This is a genomic window from Acinetobacter sp. (assembly GCF_049284435.1).
Taxonomy (GTDB): Bacteria; Pseudomonadota; Gammaproteobacteria; order Pseudomonadales; family Moraxellaceae; genus Acinetobacter.
In genome coordinates, this window is the sequence record NZ_JBAPXX010000061.1 from 1 (window position 1) to 18,882 (window position 18,882).

The 18,882-nt window shown below is 44.4% G+C and carries 18 protein-coding genes; 8 read left to right on the forward strand and 10 right to left on the reverse strand.

What is annotated here, in order from left to right; genetic code table 11:
• The 4 genes from rpsR to alr all read left to right on the forward strand — a co-directional run bounded on the left by rpsR (position 1) and on the right by alr (position 3,465).
• Complete coding sequence (gene rpsR, locus WAK81_RS05185; RefSeq protein WP_004648825.1) at positions 1-228, forward strand: 30S ribosomal protein S18; 228 nt, start codon at positions 1-3, stop codon at positions 226-228.
• Positions 229-237: 9 nt separating this feature from the next.
• Positions 238-684: a 50S ribosomal protein L9 gene (rplI, locus tag WAK81_RS05190; protein WP_004645413.1), complete on the forward strand. Its 447-nt coding sequence runs from the start codon at positions 238-240 to the stop codon at positions 682-684.
• 216 nt (positions 685-900) lie between these two features.
• Positions 901-2,343 (forward strand): replicative DNA helicase, encoded by a 1,443-nt coding sequence (dnaB, locus tag WAK81_RS05195; RefSeq protein WP_422195966.1) that lies wholly within the window; start codon positions 901-903, stop codon positions 2,341-2,343.
• A gap of 51 nt (positions 2,344-2,394) precedes the next feature.
• Entirely contained in the window at positions 2,395-3,465 is a 1,071-nt protein-coding gene (alr, locus tag WAK81_RS05200; protein WP_422195967.1) for an alanine racemase, read from the forward strand.
• 47 nt (positions 3,466-3,512) lie between these two features.
• On the opposite strand, the gene WAK81_RS05205 is transcribed toward alr, so the two are convergent.
• The 5 genes from WAK81_RS05205 to WAK81_RS05225 all read right to left on the reverse strand — a co-directional run bounded on the left by WAK81_RS05205 (position 3,513) and on the right by WAK81_RS05225 (position 7,733).
• A complete protein-coding gene (locus WAK81_RS05205) occupies positions 3,513-3,944 on the reverse strand; it encodes a BLUF domain-containing protein (protein WP_422195968.1) in 432 nt (143 codons plus the stop codon).
• An 80-nt stretch (positions 3,945-4,024) separates the two neighbouring features.
• Positions 4,025-4,759, reverse strand: a complete 735-nt coding sequence (locus WAK81_RS05210; protein ID WP_422195969.1) for a peptidase — start codon at positions 4,757-4,759, stop codon at positions 4,025-4,027.
• Between the two features lie 13 nt (positions 4,760-4,772).
• Positions 4,773-5,552, reverse strand: a complete 780-nt coding sequence (locus WAK81_RS05215; protein ID WP_422195970.1) for a transglutaminase family protein — start codon at positions 5,550-5,552, stop codon at positions 4,773-4,775.
• Positions 5,549-6,151, reverse strand: a complete 603-nt coding sequence (locus WAK81_RS05220) for an alpha-E domain-containing protein (RefSeq protein WP_422195971.1) — start codon at positions 6,149-6,151, stop codon at positions 5,549-5,551. The genes WAK81_RS05215 and WAK81_RS05220 overlap by 4 nt, the downstream gene beginning before the upstream one ends.
• 22 nt (positions 6,152-6,173) lie before the next feature.
• On the reverse strand, positions 6,174-7,733 hold the full coding sequence (locus WAK81_RS05225) for a circularly permuted type 2 ATP-grasp protein (protein WP_422195972.1): 1,560 nt from the start codon (positions 7,731-7,733) through the stop codon (positions 6,174-6,176).
• Between the two features lie 240 nt (positions 7,734-7,973).
• On the opposite strand from WAK81_RS05225, the gene WAK81_RS05230 reads away from it, so the two are divergent.
• Positions 7,974-8,981, forward strand: a complete 1,008-nt coding sequence (locus tag WAK81_RS05230) for a helix-turn-helix transcriptional regulator (RefSeq protein ID WP_422195973.1) — start codon at positions 7,974-7,976, stop codon at positions 8,979-8,981.
• Positions 8,982-9,481: 500 nt separating this feature from the next.
• Positions 9,482-11,152 carry a glutamate synthase-related protein gene (locus WAK81_RS05235; protein WP_422195974.1) on the forward strand — a complete coding sequence of 557 codons (1,671 nt, stop codon included), beginning with the start codon at positions 9,482-9,484 and terminating at the stop codon, positions 11,150-11,152.
• 68 nt (positions 11,153-11,220) lie between these two features.
• Here the strand turns inward: WAK81_RS05235 and WAK81_RS05240 are convergent, their stop codons facing one another.
• Genes WAK81_RS05240 through WAK81_RS05255 form a run of 4 tightly spaced genes read right to left on the reverse strand, consistent with a single transcriptional unit; the run spans position 11,221 to position 14,955 of the window.
• Positions 11,221-12,264 carry an alpha/beta hydrolase gene (locus WAK81_RS05240; protein ID WP_422195975.1) on the reverse strand — a complete coding sequence of 348 codons (1,044 nt, stop codon included), beginning with the start codon at positions 12,262-12,264 and terminating at the stop codon, positions 11,221-11,223.
• Positions 12,264-13,403: a YdcF family protein gene (locus WAK81_RS05245; RefSeq protein ID WP_422195976.1), complete on the reverse strand. Its 1,140-nt coding sequence runs from the start codon at positions 13,401-13,403 to the stop codon at positions 12,264-12,266. The genes WAK81_RS05240 and WAK81_RS05245 overlap by 1 nt, the downstream gene beginning before the upstream one ends.
• A 1-nt stretch (position 13,404) precedes the next feature.
• On the reverse strand, positions 13,405-14,445 hold the full coding sequence (murB, locus tag WAK81_RS05250; protein WP_422195977.1) for a UDP-N-acetylmuramate dehydrogenase: 1,041 nt from the start codon (positions 14,443-14,445) through the stop codon (positions 13,405-13,407).
• Between the two features lie 3 nt (positions 14,446-14,448).
• Positions 14,449-14,955 carry a low molecular weight protein-tyrosine-phosphatase gene (locus WAK81_RS05255; RefSeq protein WP_422195978.1) on the reverse strand — a complete coding sequence of 169 codons (507 nt, stop codon included), beginning with the start codon at positions 14,953-14,955 and terminating at the stop codon, positions 14,449-14,451.
• A gap of 120 nt (positions 14,956-15,075) precedes the next feature.
• On the opposite strand from WAK81_RS05255, the gene WAK81_RS05260 reads away from it, so the two are divergent.
• The gene (locus WAK81_RS05260; RefSeq protein WP_422195979.1) at positions 15,076-16,236 is read left to right on the forward strand and encodes an iron-containing alcohol dehydrogenase; all 1,161 of its coding nucleotides are present in this window, start codon (positions 15,076-15,078) and stop codon (positions 16,234-16,236) included.
• A gap of 44 nt (positions 16,237-16,280) precedes the next feature.
• Positions 16,281-16,715 (forward strand): acyl-CoA thioesterase, encoded by a 435-nt coding sequence (locus WAK81_RS05265; protein ID WP_071852101.1) that lies wholly within the window; start codon positions 16,281-16,283, stop codon positions 16,713-16,715.
• Positions 16,716-16,723: 8 nt separating this feature from the next.
• On the opposite strand, the gene dnaX is transcribed toward WAK81_RS05265, so the two are convergent.
• Positions 16,724-18,856: a DNA polymerase III subunit gamma/tau gene (dnaX, locus tag WAK81_RS05270; protein ID WP_422195980.1), complete on the reverse strand. Its 2,133-nt coding sequence runs from the start codon at positions 18,854-18,856 to the stop codon at positions 16,724-16,726.
• Between the last annotated feature and the right edge of the window lie 26 nt (positions 18,857-18,882).

Below are 18,882 nucleotides of genomic sequence, written 5' to 3' on the forward strand. Positions count from 1 at the left end.
ATGGCACGTTTTTACCGTCGTCGCAAGTTCTGCCGCTTTACAGCTGAGAAAGTTGCGTACATCGACTACAAAGATATCGATACTTTAAAACAGTACATCACTGAAAACGGCAAGATTGTTCCTAGCCGTATTACAGGTACTAAAGCTCGTTACCAACGTCAATTAGCGTTAGCTATCAAACAAGCTCGCTACTTGTCTTTGATCCCTTACACTGACAATCATAAGTGAGGTTGAGCTGTGGATATTATCTTATTACAACGCATTAAAAACCTAGGTAAACTAGGCGATAAAGTTTCAGTTAAAGCTGGTTACGGCCGTAACTTCCTTATCCCTCAAGGTATGGCAGTTGCTGCAACAGAATCAAACACTGCTGCTTTTGAAGCTCGTCGTGCTGAACTTGAGAAAGCTGAAGCTGATGTTTTAGCTGCTGCTCAAGCACGTGCTGACCAATTGAACGAAGTGAACATCGTGATCACTGCGAAAGCTGGTGACGAAGGTAAACTATTCGGTTCTATCGGTACTCGTGACATCGCTGACGCGTTGACAAATGCTGGTCTAGAAGTAGACCGTGCTGAAGTACGTCTTCCAAATGGTGCGCTTCGTCACACTGGCGAATTTAACATCGCAATCCAATTGCACCATGATGTTACTGCAGAAGTTCTAGTTACTATCGTAGCTGAGTAATTTCTCGCCTCAAAAAGAGCATGCGAAAGCATGCTCTTTTTTTATCTCTAAAAAATATAATCTAGCCAACACTATCAGATTCATTTTATTATTCGTGTTTACAAAAAATTGCACTTCGCATTTTTGATCAGAGCGCGTATCATTTCATCTCGTAGTGAATAAACGCTATTCATCTCCGACGATATTTAACCATTGTATTTAAAATCAGGGATTTATATGTCACAGGCGAATGCCAGCAAAAAGGTAGCTACTGCTAAACCAGAAATTGTTACTGAAAATAGCAATCTCAAGGAGTTCCGTACTCCGCCACACAATTTAGCAATTGAACAGGCTGTACTTGCTGCCCTTATGACTGTGGCTGAATCTTTTGAGCAGGTCGGTGATGTGCTGACCGAAAATGATTTCTATGCCACCCGACATAAATATATCTTCCGCGCCATTGAGCAGCTCTCTAAAGAAAACTCGCCTTATGATGCGGTTCTGGTACATGACTGGCTAATCAAACAGAATTTACTCGATGCAATTGGTGGCGAAGAGTATATGATGCAGCTGATGGCAGATTCGCCATCGAGTTTCTATAACCTGGAAACCTACGCAGGCAAAATTAAAGAATTCTCTACCCTGCGTAGCATGATTAAAGTCAGCTCTGAAATTTTACAAAATGCCTATGACACCAAAGGCCGTACCGTCAGTGAAATTCTGGATCTGGCCGAAACCAATATTTTCTCGATTGCCGAACAACATAATAATAATGCCAAGGCGCAAGGACCCAAGCCGATCAACTCGGTGGTCGCAGACGTATTTGACAAATTAAATGAACTGTCGCAAATGGAAGGCAGCATTACCGGTTTAACCACAGGGTTCGTGGAACTGGATAACAAAACCTCCGGCATGCAATCCGGTGACCTGATTATTGTCGCGGCGCGTCCATCCATGGGTAAAACCACTTTTGCCATGAACCTGGTTGAAAGTGTTTTATTTAATAACAACCTGCCGGCGCTGGTCTATTCAATGGAGATGCCAGCCGACTCGATCGCTATGCGTTTGATTTCATCATTTGGTCGTGTGCATCAGGGACATTTACGTTCTGGTAAAATGGATAGTGATGAATGGTCAAAAGTCACCAGTACCATTGTGCATTTACAAGAAAAAAATCTGTATATCGATGACTCTTCTGCGCTGCCACCGACAGAATTACGTGCGCGTGCCCGTCGTATTGCCAAAATGCATGGCGGCAAGCTGGGTTGTATCATGGTCGATTACTTGCAGCTGATGAAAGTACCTGGTATGGGCGATAACCGTGTTGGCGAGATCTCGGAAATTTCCCGAAGCTTAAAAGCTTTAGCGAAGGAAATGCAGTGTCCGGTAATTGCCCTATCACAGCTCAACCGATCGCTAGAGAACCGTCCAAACAAACGTCCGGTGATGTCCGACTTGCGTGAATCTGGTGCGATCGAGCAGGATGCCGACTTGATCATGTTTATTTACCGTGATGAGGTTTATAACAAGGAATCTAAAGAAGCTGGCACTGCCGAAATTATTATCGGTAAACAGCGTAACGGCCCGATTGGTACCGTGCGTCTGGCATTCGAAGGTCAATATACCCGCTTTAGTAATCTCTCGCCTGAGTTCTATGCTCAGTATGATGACGAAGAGTAATCAGGCTCTCTCGTCATCACATTTCCATTGTCCTTCTAGGAGTAATTTAGGGTGCGTCAAGCTACAGTTTATATTGACAGCGCTGCGCTGCAATATAATTTAAACCGTGTCAAACAACTTGCCCCAACCGCGAAAATCATCAGCATGGTGAAAGCCAATGCTTATGGACACGGAGTTAAAGACTGCTTAGCAGCCTTAAGCGAAACCGATGCCTTTGGTGTCGCCTGTCTGCAAGAAGCCTTGGAAATTCGTGAATTGGGCTATCTACAGCCGATCACGCTTATCGAAGGTATTTTTTCAGCCGATGAAATGCAGCTTGTAATCGATCAGAATATTGAAGTTGTGGTACATCATCAGGCCCAACTCGACTGGTTACTGGCTCATAAAGAAACCTATATCGCTAAAGGTCTAAAAGTTTGGGTCAAACTGAACAGCGGCATGAACCGTCTGGGCTTTAAGATTGATATCATTAAAGATGTGATCAATCAGCTGAAGGCTGAAGGCTTTACTTGTGTTTTAGCCATGCATTTTGCCAATGCTGATGCCGACCACCCGCTAAATGATGAACAAATCCGTCAATTCTTAGAAATTAAAAATGACTGCGCCCCAATTTTAGCCTCTTGCTGTAACTCGGCAGCCATTTATAAATATCCTGAGCTGCATTTTGACTATGTCCGTCCCGGGATTATGCTCTACGGCGCGACTCCATTTGCAGAGCGTGATGTGCATGATCTGGAGTTAAAACCGGTGATGACCTTTACCGCTGAAGTGATTGCCTTGAATGATATTCAAGCCGGTAAACAGGTCGGTTATGGTTCGACGTTCACCGCAGATCAAGACATGACTTTGGCCATTGTTTCAATTGGCTATGGTGATGGTTATCCTCGCGCTTTCCCGAAACAGAACTATGTAGCGATTAATAGTGAACTCGTTCCTGTGATTGGCCGGGTTGCCATGGATATGATTGCCATCGATGTGACAGGACTAGATGTGCAATTAGGCACAGAAGTCGAACTTTGGGGTAAAACCCGTCTGGTTGACGATGTGGCAGAAGCGAATGGCACGATTGGTTATGAACTATTATGCAGGCTCAGCAATCGTCCACTACGCCAAGTAGTCTGATCTAGTCCTCAAAGTAAAAAAAGCCCAACCTATGTTGGGCTTTTTCTTTAGGCTGACTTTTGTTCTTCGCCCTGCTCTATGCATAATTGCATTAATAAGGCATCGACATGGCTTTGCTGAAAGGCAAAAGGATTAAAGTCATTAAATCCCATATCCTGACAGAATTGCTGGATCTGACTGCGTTTGGAAATATATTTCATGGACCAGTCCGGAAAACTCGGATATTCAATTATCTTGGTCTCAAATAGTCTAATATCCTGATGGCGAGAATCTTTATTCAGTCGCTCCACCAGCAGACTTTTTAAAGTGGGGCACTCACCTTCCAGACATTGAAAAAAATGACCATCAGCAAAATACAGTACACCTGTAACTTGATGCCGGTAATTAAAATCACGAGCTTCTTTCAGGATATTCGCCAAATCTTCGAGTAAGTCAGTTTTGGGAGAGGCACTTTTACTAGCATAACAAAATTGGTACATGCGCTAAATTCTCTATTTTTATTATGCTTAACTGCATAGAAGTTAACACTGTACGCGAAAAAGCCACATCAAGATACTCTTTACAGGAAATACTCATTCGATGGAACTGGAAGTTCTGCTAGCCCTTTTTTCAAGGTTTCTGACCATTGCCGGCTGATTGACGTGAAATATTCATCATCTTCGGCAATACGCTTACCTCTGGGCATGATCAGACTGTCTTTTTTATAGACCAGCACATCGAGTGGCATGCCGACCGACACATTGGAACGTAGGGTCGATGCAAATGAAATCAGGGAACAGCGCAAGGCCTCATCCAGCGGCATATCATAAGTCAGCGCACGATCCAGGATCGGTTTTCCATATTTACTTTCGCCAATCTGGAAATATGGCGTATCGTGTGTGGCACAGATAAAGTTCCCTTGCGGATAAACATGATAAAGCTGCATGTCCTGATCTTTAAGTTGCCCCCCCACCAGCAGATTGCAATAATAATTACTTTGTTCCGAAATATCACTGGTAACATTGGCAATTACTTTTTTCAGCATACTTCCAACCAGCTCAGCGACATCAAACATGGTGTGCAGACTTAAGATATTGGGTTCCTGTTTCAGTTCGAGCTGATTTTTGATATGCCCAATCACGGCTTGTGTTGTTGCCAGATTTCCGGATGCCTGTATGACGATCATACGTTCTCCAGGAATACCAAAGGTGTACAACTTTCGAAATACAGAAATGTGATCTACTCCGGCATTGGTCCGGGTATCACTGATAAAAAGCATACCTTGCTCTAAACGTAGTGCACAACAATACGTCATTCATTCGTCCTTATTAACATCCTAGCACTTGAACGATGGAATGCATGGATTCCATACCGCCCTTTTCTCTGACACCGCGTACCGGTGCCACATCCCAATAATCCCGTCCAATCGCCACATAAACATGCGAACTTGGAGTAAACAACAGATTACTGACATCAAAACAATACCATGTCTGGTCTACAAACACCTCTGCCCAAGCGTGACTGGCCAGATGCGAAGCATTTTGTGCATATAAATAACCAGAAACATAGCGGGCAGGTAAGCCCAGATATTTACACATGGCAATGAAAATATGACTATGGTCCTGACAGACACCCTGTCTGGACTCAAAGGCATCTATTGCAGAGCCTTGCACTGAAGTACTGTTGGAAATATAAGGTACATGCTCCAGCAATGCCTGCGCCAGCCCAATCAAATGTTGACGAGTTAATGCAGGAACATGACGTTGTGCAAAATCTTTCATTGCTGCATTACATTGTGTCGATTCGGTCGGCTGTAGAAAAAGATTAGGATTGATTGAATCATTCAGTCCACTCTGATGCGCAGGATTCAGCTCGACTATTCCTTGTGCCATGATAGTCAGGGAATAATAAGGCTCCCGCTGGCTACAGGTCATCCACAGATTATGAAATGCATCTTTCCGGATTTCTTTATTACCCGGCACACTTATATCCCAGGAATGCACCCGCTGATGCGCATTGCTCGAAGGCATCATTTTGATGTACTGAATACTGTTCCTCACCTCGGCCGTGTACATATAGTGCGTTTGGTGATTCACCATCAATTTCATACATCTGCCTCAAACATTTGATGGATATGGTCGCTAAACTGATAGAACTGAATCCGGTTCGGCTCTGTACGCAACTGTTCCCAGTACTGTTCCAGATCATCCCAGCCCATTTCCACGAGAATTCTGACCACATAATCAATCTTGCACAATGTGGTACTGGTTTCTTCACCCAGGCGTAACTGGTGATCAAGCTGTTCTACACATTGCCCTAAACTGAAAAACAGAAAGATATCGGAAGATTCGGCTTCCAGAATATCTTCACATTCCGTCACCACTTCACAGATATAACCAGCATTTTTGTCTGCGGTTTTGATAAGTTTCATCAGTTCTGCATAGCCTGAAGCAGAAAGCACCCCGCGTAATTCCTGAATATTGTCTTTGGCCACTTTAAACTGCTGGCTAAAGGATGCTGCTTGTGTAGGATCCAGTACCAGCTCATTTAAGGAACTGGCATCAAAGGCAGGTAAACAGAAAGCATGGGCATACGCCACCGCCGCTTCGTCTTCTAAAAATGGAAAGCGCGCACATAAAAAATGAGTGCGAGATAAATAACGCCCTAACCAAAAAATATGTTGTGCATTGCTATTCAGCAAAACCATGACATTTTCCTTCTTTGGAATCTTATGAATGTAAATTGTCGACTACCCAGGTATCTTTGATACCGCCACCCTGTGATGAATTCACCACCAGTGAGCCGGGCTGCATCGCCACACGTGTCAAGCCACCCTGTACGATTTCAGTACGATAAGGCGAACTTAATACAAATGGGCGTAAGTCGATATGACGTTCAGCAATACCAAAATTGGTCAAAGTCGGACTAACCGATAAGTCCAAAGTTGGCTGCGCAATATATAAATGCGGCGCAGCTAAAATTTTCTCCCTGAAAGTTTCAATTTGCTGTTTAGACGCTTGTGGTCCAATGAGCATGCCATAACCGCCCGAACCCTGCGCTTCTTTCACCACCAGCTGATCCAGATGAGCCACGACATAGTCTAATTCTTCCGAATTACGACATTGATAAGTCGGAACATTTTTTAGAATTGGCTGCTCGCCCAAATAAAAACGAATCATTTTGTCGACATATGGATAAACCGATTTATCATCTGCCACACCGGTTCCCGGCGCATTGGCAATCACGACATTATTTTGCAAATAAGCCGACATCAAGCCAGCGACACCCAAAGTGCTATCCGGTTTAAAGCATAAGGGATCAAGAAACGCATCATCGACCCGTCTATAAATAACATCGACTCGTTGGCGACCACGTATGGTTTTTACATAAACCTTCGAGTCATCAACAAAAAGGTCACGTGATGTTACCAATGGCACATCCATCTCCCTTGCAAGGAAGGCATGTTCATAGTAAGCGCTATTAAAACGTCCTGGCGTCAGCACCACGACAAATGGCTTATCAACGTAGGCATTTTCGATCAGGATTTCTTTTAATAATTGTGGATACTGCTCGATTCCGGCAATCTTGGACTGCTCGAATACTTTCGGCATCAGTTTTTCACTGATCTTGCGGCATTCCAGCATATAAGACACACCTGACGGCGTTCTGAGATTATCTTCCAGAACGTAAAACTCGCCCTTGGAATCACGGATTACATCGATCCCGCTAATCTGGCTATAAATCCCGCCTTTCAAGCTATGTTGATACATATGCGGCTGATAGGCCTCATGAGTCAAAATCTGCAATTCAGGAATAATATTAGCTTTTAAAATGTCCTGTTGATGATAAATATCATGTAAGAATAAATTTAGCGCCCGTACCCGTTGTGCCGAGCCTAAAGCCACCATATTCCACTGTTTCCGGTCTATGACTCGCGGAATGATATCGTAGGGAATAGTGCGCTCTACGCCTTCTTCATCGCCATAAACGGTAAAGGTAATACCGTGATGTAAAAAATGTTCTTTTGCTACCTGATTCAGTGCATTGAGTTCATCCAGCGTATGTTGAGATAACCACTCTTCCAGCCTTTGACCTGCCTGACTGGACAGCACATGTTCATCCTGCATTTCATTAAAGAACTTTGAAGATAACTGCTGCAGTAAAAGTTGTGGATTCGTTGTAGTAGATACCGCTGTAGTTTTAATATCTATAAAATTTTTTCCAATATTATGGGAACTAAATTTATCAATTGTTTCAATCACATTTGTATCCTGATTTGCTTTAAGCATACAAACCCTCGTATTATCATCTATTATAATTAAATCAAAGCAATATCCATGCCATGACATCTGTATTTCAATTACCATTAATCTAATAAATGCCCAATGAACTCAATGCCATTTTCGACCAAGTTGTTTTAGAATTGTAGGACAAATGTTGCACAGAGGGACTTGCGAAAAAATTAGAGTTTTTTTATTGTGTTAAGCTAAGCCTAGATTCCCTCTTCCTTATTGCCAGCAAAATAAATTATGTCAGCACAAGAAAAAGAAACTTCAAACAGTCTGTATCGCCAATGGCAAATCTTGTCGCGTCTTTCTACCGGCAAATGGATGGGGACACGTGAATTACAGGAAATTCTCAATCGCGAAGGCATTGATATCAGTCTGCGCACCATTCAACGCGACCTGAATCAGATTGCGCAACGCTTTCCAATTGAAAGCAGTAAAACCACGCCGCAAGGCTGGCGTTGGCGTTCAGATGCGCCGCTGCAAAGTTTGCCGCATATGACCAGCTCGCAAGCGGTCACTTTCATGATGGTCGAAGAACATTTAAAACACCTGCTGCCACCGAGCTTGATCGAAGAAATGAATCCCTGGTTTGATCTGGCACGACGCAGCCTTTCCTCCCAGAACAATGTCCGGCAGTGGATTAACCGTGTGCGCATTGTTCCGGCCACACAACCCCTGATTCCACCTGTGGTAGATAAGGCCGCGCAGCAAGCGGTGTACGAAGGCCTGTTACAGGACAAACAACTGGAATGTGTCTATCAGGGCCGTGGTCATAACAGCGAAGAAAAAACCTATATTCTCAATCCTCTGGCATTGGTACAAAAAGGGTCGATCATTTATCTGGTGTGTACCCGTCATGACAAATCGGATATCCAGACCTTTGCCTTGCACCGCTTTAAATCGGCCGTCGTGCTGAATTCACGCGCCTTGCATCCGGTCAATTTCGATATTGATGAGTATATTGATTCTGGTGCGCTGGGCTTCCGGGTGGACTTCAACCATCCTACCGAAAATGTCACGCTAAAACTCAGCATGTCAGAATCGGATGCGCATTATTTTGAGGAAAGCCAGCTCAGCAAAGATCAGAAAATTGAAAAAATCGAAGATGGCATGTCGCTGATCACTGCTACCGTGCCATTTACCTCCCAACTGGTCTGGTGGCTACGTAGCTTTGGTAAAAAGATTAAACATATTGAACCGAGTATTGTAGCCAATGCAGTCGATCAACTGGATGAGGAAAATCCTTAATCACACAGTCTTCATCCAGATTCTTTTAGGTATTCCAGAATAAAAAATCCCCAAATTGGGGACTGGAGAGTTATGCTTATATTTTTGTTCTTGTTGTGGTGATCTGCCGCTGTGCCAAGCTACTTTTCTTTAACACCCCGAAATGCAGGTTGGATGAAACATCAATATTTAAAAATGACTGAGACATGAGCAAGCCAGCTCAGCATTATTAAAGCGAATGGATTTTTTGGTCATGGTTTAAGACTCCTATGTAGTGAATAAACCGACTATAAAGTCATCTGCCTTATTTGTGAAATAAATAGAATGTATGTCTTTTGCAGAATTTTTCTATAGGACTTTTTCCGCAAAATTTATCTGTAATCGCTGCTGATTTATTGCCTGGCTTAATAGTATTTTCGGCAAGTTTATAAAATCGAATAACAATTCTCTGCTTGTATAAGGCACCTGGCTCTGCACATCATAAAGCCCTATAGAAGTAGAAATAGGGACTTAATTTTACAATGGCTAACCCTGCTCAATTAGTACGTCACAAGCTGCTCAATACTTTCTTTTCCCGCCATTCGGTCTGGTTTGCCTGCATTCTGATTGCATTGATTTTTACCACATTCCATATCGGTTATTCGCCGCGTTATATCTATTATTTTATGCCGCAAACGTTGGTGAATACCCTGTGGATCCTGAGCATTCTGCTGAGTTTGCTGGGTTTGTATGATGTACTGCAAAATAAGCATTCTATTTTAAAAAACTATCCCATCATGGGACATTTCCGCTTTATCTTTGAGGAATTCCGTCCCGAGATTCGTCAGTATTTTATTGAAGCCGACCGCGATGCACTGCCCTTTTCCCGTATGCAGCGCAGTCTGGCGTATCAGCGGGCGAAAAATGAAAATTCAGATAAACCTTTCGGCTCGATTCTGAATGTCTATGAAGATAATTACCGCTTTGTTAGTCATTCCATTACACCCTGTAAAGTTGCCGACCCAAACACCTTTCGCATCCTGATTGGGAATGAACAATGTACCCAGCCCTTTTCAGCTTCTATTTTAAATATTTCAGCCATGAGCTTTGGCAGCATGAGTGCCAATGCGATACGTGCACTTAATCTCGGCGCTCAAAAAGGTGATTTTTTCCATGATACAGGCGAAGGCAGTATCAGTCCCTACCATCTGGAATATGGCGGCGATCTGGTCTGGGAAATTGGCAGTGGTTATTTTGGCTGCCGTACTTTGGATGGGCAGTTTGATCCGGAACGCTTTGCTGCACAAGCCAAATTACCCCAGGTAAAAATGATTGAGATCAAGCTTTCGCAAGGCGCAAAACCTGGCCATGGCGGTATTTTACCTAAAAGTAAAATTTCAGAAGAAATTGCCCAAATTCGAGGCATCAGCCGTGATCATGATTGTGTGTCACCTTCGAGTCATCCGGCATTTAGCACACCGATTGAAATGATGCATTTCATACAAAAATTACGTGAACTTTCCAACGGAAAACCGGTCGGATTTAAGCTTTGTCTGGGCCAGCCTTGGCAGTTTATGAGCATGGTCAAAGCCATGTTACATACTCAGATTTACCCAGATTTTATCGTCGTTGATGGCTCTGAGGGTGGAACCGGTGCTGCACCCATTGAATTAATTGACTATGTTGGCGCTCCTTTAAGAGAAGGTTTGCTGTTTGTACACAATACCCTTGTTGGTGCAGGATTGAGAGATAAGATCAAAATTGGTGCAAGTGGTAAAATAATTAGTGCATTCGATATTGCCAGCACGCTTGCCATTGGTGCGGATTGGGTGAACTCTGCCCGTGGTTTTATGTTTGCAGTGGGCTGTATTCAGGCACAAAGTTGTCATACCAACCAGTGCCCTGTCGGAGTCACGACCCAGGATAAAGATCGCCAGAAAGCTTTACATGTGCCGACCAAGGCAGAACGGGTGTTTCATTTCCATAAAAACACCTTGCATGCCCTGTCTGAACTGATTGCTTCCGCAGGTCTCAAACACCCTTCAGCAATTAAGGCGCATCATCTGGCACAACGCGTGAATAATCACGAAATAAAGAACTTTGCACAGATTCATTTCTGGCTGAAAGAAGGCGAATTATTGTCCTGTGAAAATAAGGATGAGGAGAACTTCTACTTCAGGATGTGGAATTTGGCCCAATTAGAAAAATTTTAAATCGATAATAATAAAACTAAAAAAGGCGTTTTCATAAACGCCTTTTTAAATATTCAATTTTCAATCTATCAATAATAAGCTTTGCTACCATGTGCATGCAGAAAAGCTGGAATCAGCCCCGTAAGTGCAGCACGAATATCAGCACGTTCATTGATCAATTGATGCGAACCTTCTTCCAGCATCAGTAAAGTCTGGAGCCGGAATTTACGCCGGATAAATTCGATATTATAATGCCAGTCCACGGTCTGATCCTGCGCACCCTGCGCCAGCCAGACTGGAATACGACAAGCCGGACGCGCTTCCATTTCCAGCATCCAGCGTGACATCGCTAAAATCCAGTCCATGCCCATCATCCGCGGTTGTAATGGATCTTTAAGCCGGATAAAACGCAAAAACTCCGGATTATGGTTATTGCGTCTGAAATGCCGGGGAACTTCACGTTTGATTCGGCTAATAATACCCAATCCGACCGAATTATGCCACCAAGCAGTTTTGGCGGGACGAATCAACGGCGATAACAATAAGACCCGTTCAACAAAAGGATTTTCACGACGTTCCGCAAACTCCAGTAAATGGTGCATCCAGATCGCACCGCCGGTACTCTGCCCGATGCCAACCCAGGGTTTAGGTAATTGTGAGGCATGTTGCACATAACGATGTACGGCATGCAAAACCTGCTGATAATGATCAAAATTCTGAATACTGGCAGGTGAACCATCACTCAGGCCATGTCCAGGCAGATCATAGGTCAACACACTAAAACCCTGCTCCAGAAGCTCTTTGACAATGGGCTGATAAATACCGCTATGTTCCAGATAACCATGCAGCAAAAAAGCGGTTCCCTGAATCTTGTCAAAGCGGGTATTTTCCAGATTCGGTTCAAACACCTGTACATGCAACCTGAATAATGGCATCCGTACATAGCCCTGCCAGTGTTTGCAGTCCAGCAAATCAAAACCATAAAGCTTGCGATAGGACAGCAGATCAATCGGCGGTTCATCACTACGATTCAGGTTTAAAGGTGGCAAGAGTTGAGGCGTAACATCCCGACTCGGAATGGGTAAATCCAGCTGTTTCAGAATGGTGGGATTTAAAAATGGGATATCAGACATTATGGCACCTCCCGACAGTCACTGGATCCAAACCACATATCGCGCATGGTAGCCAACATTTCATAATTGGCACGACGACTGTGATCATAATTTTGTGCACTTGGACGCCATCGTGTCAATGGCGTTGGCATCGGCGCTTCTACCGGAATGGTTTGTATGCCATTTAAAGCAAATAAACGGCGGGTACGCGGCATATGATAACGATCAGTAATCAGAATCACTGTAGGCGCTCCACCTTTTTTTTGTAATAATAATGAACTGAAACGGGTATTTTCACAGGTGTTCATGCTGCGATCTTCCAGTAATTTGGCATCAACACCATGATTTTTTAACCAGCGCTGCATATACGGCGCTTCGACCCCACTCAGAACAATCGGCAACTGATAATGTTTCTCTACTGCCAGCGTAGTTTCCAGACGTAGTCGCGTATAGTTATTGACGACAATTTCTTTGCTCTGCTCATCTAGAGTTAAGCCACCACCCAATACCACAATAGCATAAGGTTGGGAACTATTCGCCGGTTTAGCCTGCTGTTGCTCTTGTAGTAAAGCCAAGTCCTGCTGGATTTTCTCTCCATCGGTTTCCTGTACCGAACTCGCTTCACCCTGTTCCAGTGGATGCGTCGTCAGAAACTCCATATATTGCTCAATGCGTTCCTTGTTTTCACTACTGTCCCACTCCAGTAACTCCCTGACATTGGCTGTCGGATCGACTGGTTCTGCACTATCCTGCGAGGATAATAACGGCACCTGAGCAGGTGGACTTTGCTCTGCTTTTTGATCTTGCTGCTCGCGTTGATATTCTTCAATTACTTGCTGCAGCGCTTTATAACGTGCCTGAATCAGCATTAGGTTGGCCGAGTTATTTTGCTGGATATCCTGTTCCATGACCTTTAAATAAGCCTGACGGGCAATCCACAAATCAGAGCCAGGTTCCAGATTTTCATGTTCACTGAGCGCTGCCATTTTCTGGCTTTGGGCTGCGACTTCATTTAGCTCTAAGGAGACAAACTGGTTTAAGCCCTTGACGATCATTTTTGAGTAAAAAGGCGTATAAACCAACACCAGTAGACAGCCGCATAGCACAAACAGTCCAGTGACAATTTGTAGCAAACGTACCATCCAATGGGTGTTTTTCATGTTATTCCTCTTCCTGATGAGAACGGATTAAGCCATTTTTATCAAACAATACAGGTTCAGGCTCCAACATCAGCTTGAATTTTTCCCAAACCGATTGCTGTACTGCACGATACGTTTTACGGACATCGGTGAGAGAAGCTTGACCATAATTCACCAAGACCAGCGCCTGTTTATGAAACATGCCGACAGGTCCCAACTGTTTGCCTTTCCAGCCCGCCTGATCAATCAGCCAGCCCGCTGCCAGTTTAACTTGAGCATTGGCTTGCTGGTAATGGGGTAAATTCGGGAAAGATACAGCAATTTGGTCAAAGACTGTCTGATCAACCACAGGATTTTTAAAGAAGCTGCCCACGTTGGGAAATTCTTGCGGATCAGGCAATTTACTCTGACGAATCTGGATGACCTGTTGCTGCAGATTTTCTGCTGTGAGCTGATCACCGACCGCAGTCTTCAGATCACCATAATTCAGTTTCAAATCAGGCTGTTTAAGTAATCTAAAAATCACATGGGTAATCACATAACGGTTCGGATCATCTTTAAAAATACTATGCCGATAGGCAAACTGGCAATCTGCTGCCTGAATCGAAACAAACTGTTTCAATTGACGGTCATACACCTCAACAGAATCAATAAATTCTCCGACCTCAACGCCATATGCCCCAATATTCTGTACCGGAGAAGCACCGACCTGACCCGGAATTAAAGCCAGATTCTGTAAGCCATATAGACATTGTGCCGTGGTCCAGAGCACGAAGTCATGCCAGCCCTGTCCACCACCCACACGTAAGCGCTGCGAGTGATCATCAGTATCCAGTATCTCAATGCCCTGAATATCCATATGCAAAACCAGCGCATCAATCTGCTCCGGCAACAGCATATTGCTACCGCCTGAAAGAATCAGCGCATTGAGTTGCTGCTGTTCAGCAAAATCCAGTGCAGCCAGCAGATCAGCGGTGGACTGAATCTGGGCATAATGTGAAGCAACAGCTTCTAAATTTAAGGTATTAAAGGGTTTAAGTTGAACCTGGGTTTGAATCTGCATTGCTTAAACCTTGTGTAAATTCTGTTTAAAAATCTCAATCCAGGCCTGGCTGCTGGACTCACACTGATCAAGCACCTGCTCAAAGCCATCCACTTCGCCATAATAGGGATCGGGTAAGGCCTGTTTCGGATAAATCTGATCATATTCACTCATCAATGCCACGCGTGCACGTACATGACCAAACTGAGTTTCTGCCAGACGCTGTATGTGCTGGATATTGGATAGGTTTTCCAGATCCATCGCCAGAATCAGATCATAATCGATAAAATCATGCGTAGCCAGCCGACGTGCACGAAGCGCTGACAGATCATAGCCGCGTTTTCGCGCGTGCTGCTGGCTACGCAAGTCCGGTGCTTTGCCCGGATGATAATTACTGGTGCCGGCAGAATCGACCACAATGTTCAGTTGCTGTTCATCACAATAATGTCTGAGTACCACTTCTGCCGTGGGAGAGCGGCAAATATTTCCCAAACAAACACATAACACCTTGTATGGCGTTCTGGATGACATAAACAACCTCAGAGCTACTTTATTTTAAGGATTCTTATGTTAAGTTATTTATATAATGAATCCTATATCAGCAGCATAGAATAATCTCGTATTTGCAATAAAAAAATCAAGGATAACGCCATGAATCGATTTCAGTTTCAAACCGTCCCCAATATCATTGCCGGACTAGGCACGATTCAGGAATTATTTAAAATTCTTAAAAATGGCCGTTATCAACGTCTTTTGCTGGTGACCGACCCGGGTATGCTCAAGCAGCAGTTACATCAGCCTATACTTGATATTCTTGAATCTGCGGGTCTGGATTACGTGATTTACTCAGATGTTCAGGCTGACCCACCTGATACTGTGGTACTTGAAGCCGCGGCCTTTGCAAAACAGGAAAATATTGATGTGGTCCTGGGCTTTGGTGGTGGCAGCTCGATGGATGTGGCCAAGCTGATTGCGATTTTGGCGCATCCTGAGCAGCATCAGACATTGTCTGATCTGTATGGCGTTGATAATGCCACCGGACCGCGTTTAGCTTTAATTCTGATACCGACCACGGCTGGAACAGGCTCCGAAGTGACGCCGATTTCGATTGTCACTACAGGTGAAACCACCAAGACCGGCATTGTCGCGCCCATTCTCTATGCAGATGTTGCCATTCTGGATGCAACCTTTACCCAAAATCTTCCGGCACAAATCACTGCTGCCACCGGCATTGATGCCATGGTGCATGCCATTGAAGCCTATACCTCAAAACACAAGAAAAACCCTTATTCGGATATGCTGGCCAAACAGGCTTTAAGATTACTGAATGCCAATCTGCAGCGTGTGCTACAAGACGGACATGATTTAAATGCGCGTCAAAATATGCTGGTCGGTTCCATGCTGGCCGGACAAGCCTTTGCCAATGCACCAGTCGCCGCCGTACATGCGCTGGCTTATCCACTGGGTGGCCATTTTCATCTGTCGCATGGGCATAGCAATGCGCTGGTTCTAACTGAAGTATTAAAGTTTAATGCGCCAGCCGCTAAACAGCTCTATGCGGAATTGATGACCTGGCTGGATCCTTACAGTAAAGGTTGTCATGATGGTCTGACCGATCTGTTTATTGATCATTTTAATAATCATCTGATGCAAAGCGGTTTGACTCTAAAACTAAATCAGTTGAATGTTCCGGAACATATGCTGCAGGTCATGGCAGAAGATGCAATGCAACAAAGTCGGCTGTTGCAGAATAATCCACGTGAACTCAAGGTGGAAGATGCTTATCAGATTTATCAGGCGATCTATGCCTAGATCAATTTCCACCTAAGCCTTATCTAGTTGAGGACTTAATAGTGATGAAAGCCACCATCAAACAGCGCGAACACTATACATTTTTCCTGCCCATTCAAACCCGATGGGCAGACAATGATCTTTACGGCCATGTCAACAATGTGACTTATTACAGTTATTTTGATACCGCAGCCAATGCCCTGCTCATTCAGGAGGCTGATTTTGATCCTAAATATTCCCCGATGATTGGACTGGTGGTCAGCTCCAACTGTCAGTTCAATCAGGAACTGTCTTATCCGGAAATTATTGAAGTGGGCGTGGCTATTGAAAGCATGGGAAATTCATCGCTCAGCTATGATCTGGCTATTTTCAAACGCAACTCAGATACAGCCGCTGCGCAAGGCAATTTTGTTCATGTATTTGTCGATCGTGAGACACGAAAAAGCACCCCGATTCCAGTTGAAATGCGGGATGCTTTATCTCAATTTGTTGTGACTTAAAATCCAGCCTATTTCAGTTGGATATTTTGCAGTTCACCGTCAAACTGCTGTAGCAGATCGCGTACTGCCGGTTCAGCATGTAACAATTCTTCGGCACGTTTAAAGGCACGTTCCTTACGCTGATGCTGCATGGTATATGGCGTTAACTGATCCACATTTTCAAATTTCACCTGGAAGTTAGTTTGCGGCCATTGCTGTTGCAAAGCAGCTTCCAGATGATGTTGCAACTGGGTCAACAACTGCTGGTACTGTTCAGGGATATGGAAAACGGATTCGCCATTCATCTGGCCAGTCATGATGCCATACTGTGCCAGTTCCTGTACTGCCGGAGAAAGCTGGCTGTTACGGAACCAGTATTCCCATTTTTCTACGCTCCACTCGCCTTCTAAGGTTTGCTCAGGTATCTTCAAAATATCCTGTGGCATCAGATTCTGCATATTTACATCTTGGGAAATGTCTTCCGGCAAAGCTGTCTGTGCGACTGGCTGAACCGAAGCTATATTTTTAAGAGCAGGCTGATCGGTTGTTTCCTGTGAAAGCTCTATTTCCGGTGCAGCAAGACTAAATTCCTCATCAGCAGACATACTGTTTTGTGGTGGCTCACTAGGAATGACAGCATCTGCAGGAATAAACTCTTCAAGCAGCAAATCATCCGAACTGTTGCTGGTAGCAGGTGCTTCTGGCGTACTCTCGATTTCATCAAAACCAAATAAGCCTTTGTCATCATTTGGATCAAAAACAATCTGATCCGCAGACTGAATCTCTTCAATCACTGTTTGAGTTGCTACAGGCTGGACAGGTTCAGGTGCATTGATGTTGGTTGGCTCTTCCTCATCCAAAAAATCATCCGAAGAAGGTTCAGACGCTGATGCGACATCAATCTCCTCATCCGACTCATCGTCCAGAGAGAAATCATCAAATACCGGTTCTGCCTCCAATGATTGTGTTTCTACTGATTCAGATTGAAGTTGTGTCTGAACGGACTGCTGTAGGCGTGTTGTATGAGTTGTTGCCTGTTGCGGTGCAGTCTCCTGCATCACCGGAATTTCGCTTGGCTGTAATGGACGGAAAGCCAGCAAACGTAGCACCGTCATTTCAAAGCCTTGTTCTTGCGTAACTGCAAGCTGTAGATCAGCACGACCTTTACAGGCAATCTGATAATACAGTTGCAGGTCTTGTGCTGAGATTAGAGCCGATAACTGCATGATCTTTTGATTGATCTCGGCACTATATTTCAGGCTTAAATCTGGTAGGTACTGCAATAAAGCCAGTTCATGCAGAGTCGAAATCAGCTGATCGAGCACCAATGACACATCCAGAGCCTGCTGGCGGAACTGCAGCAGTAATTGACTGACCTGCGCTTTCTGGTTCTGGTGAATCGCCAGAATCAGATCATAAATAATGGTACGGTCAATCAGCCCCAGCATGTCTTTAACATCCTGATGCTGAATCGCTCCCTGACCATAGGCAATCGCCTGATCGGTCAACGACAAGGCATCACGTAATGAACCTTGCGCAGATTCAGCAATCTGCCAGATGGCATCCTGATCAGACTGAATGCTTTCTTTGCTAAGAATATGGCCCAGATGTTCGGTAATTTCATCGACTGCCAATGGACGCAAAGTAAATTGCAGACAGCGAGAAATTACGGTAATCGGTAGTTTTTGCGGATCAGTGGTCGCAAACAAGAATTTGACATGTTCTGGCGGTTCTTCCAACGTCTTTAACAAGGCATTGAAAGAATGCGTGGACAACATGTGCACTTCATCGATCAGGTAGACCTTAAAGCGGCCTTGAGTCGGTGCATAAGGAACATTGTCGAGCAGCTCGCGGGTATCTTCCACCTTGGTGCGTGACGCCGCATCAATTTCGATTAAATCAATAAAACGACCTTCATTGACTGCGGTACAGGTCGCACAGACCTCACAAGGCGTCGAGGTAATACCGGTCTCGCAGTTCAAGCACTTCGCCAAAATACGTGCAATCGTGGTTTTTCCGACACCACGCGTTCCCGTAAACAAATAGGCATGATGCAAACGGCCACGTTCGAGCGCGCTGGTTAAAGCACGTGATACATGGTTTTGCCCCACCAATTCATTAAAATTACGAGGACGGTATTTTCGCGCAAGTACTTGATACATGTATGCTCCTTTTTACAGGTCTAAGC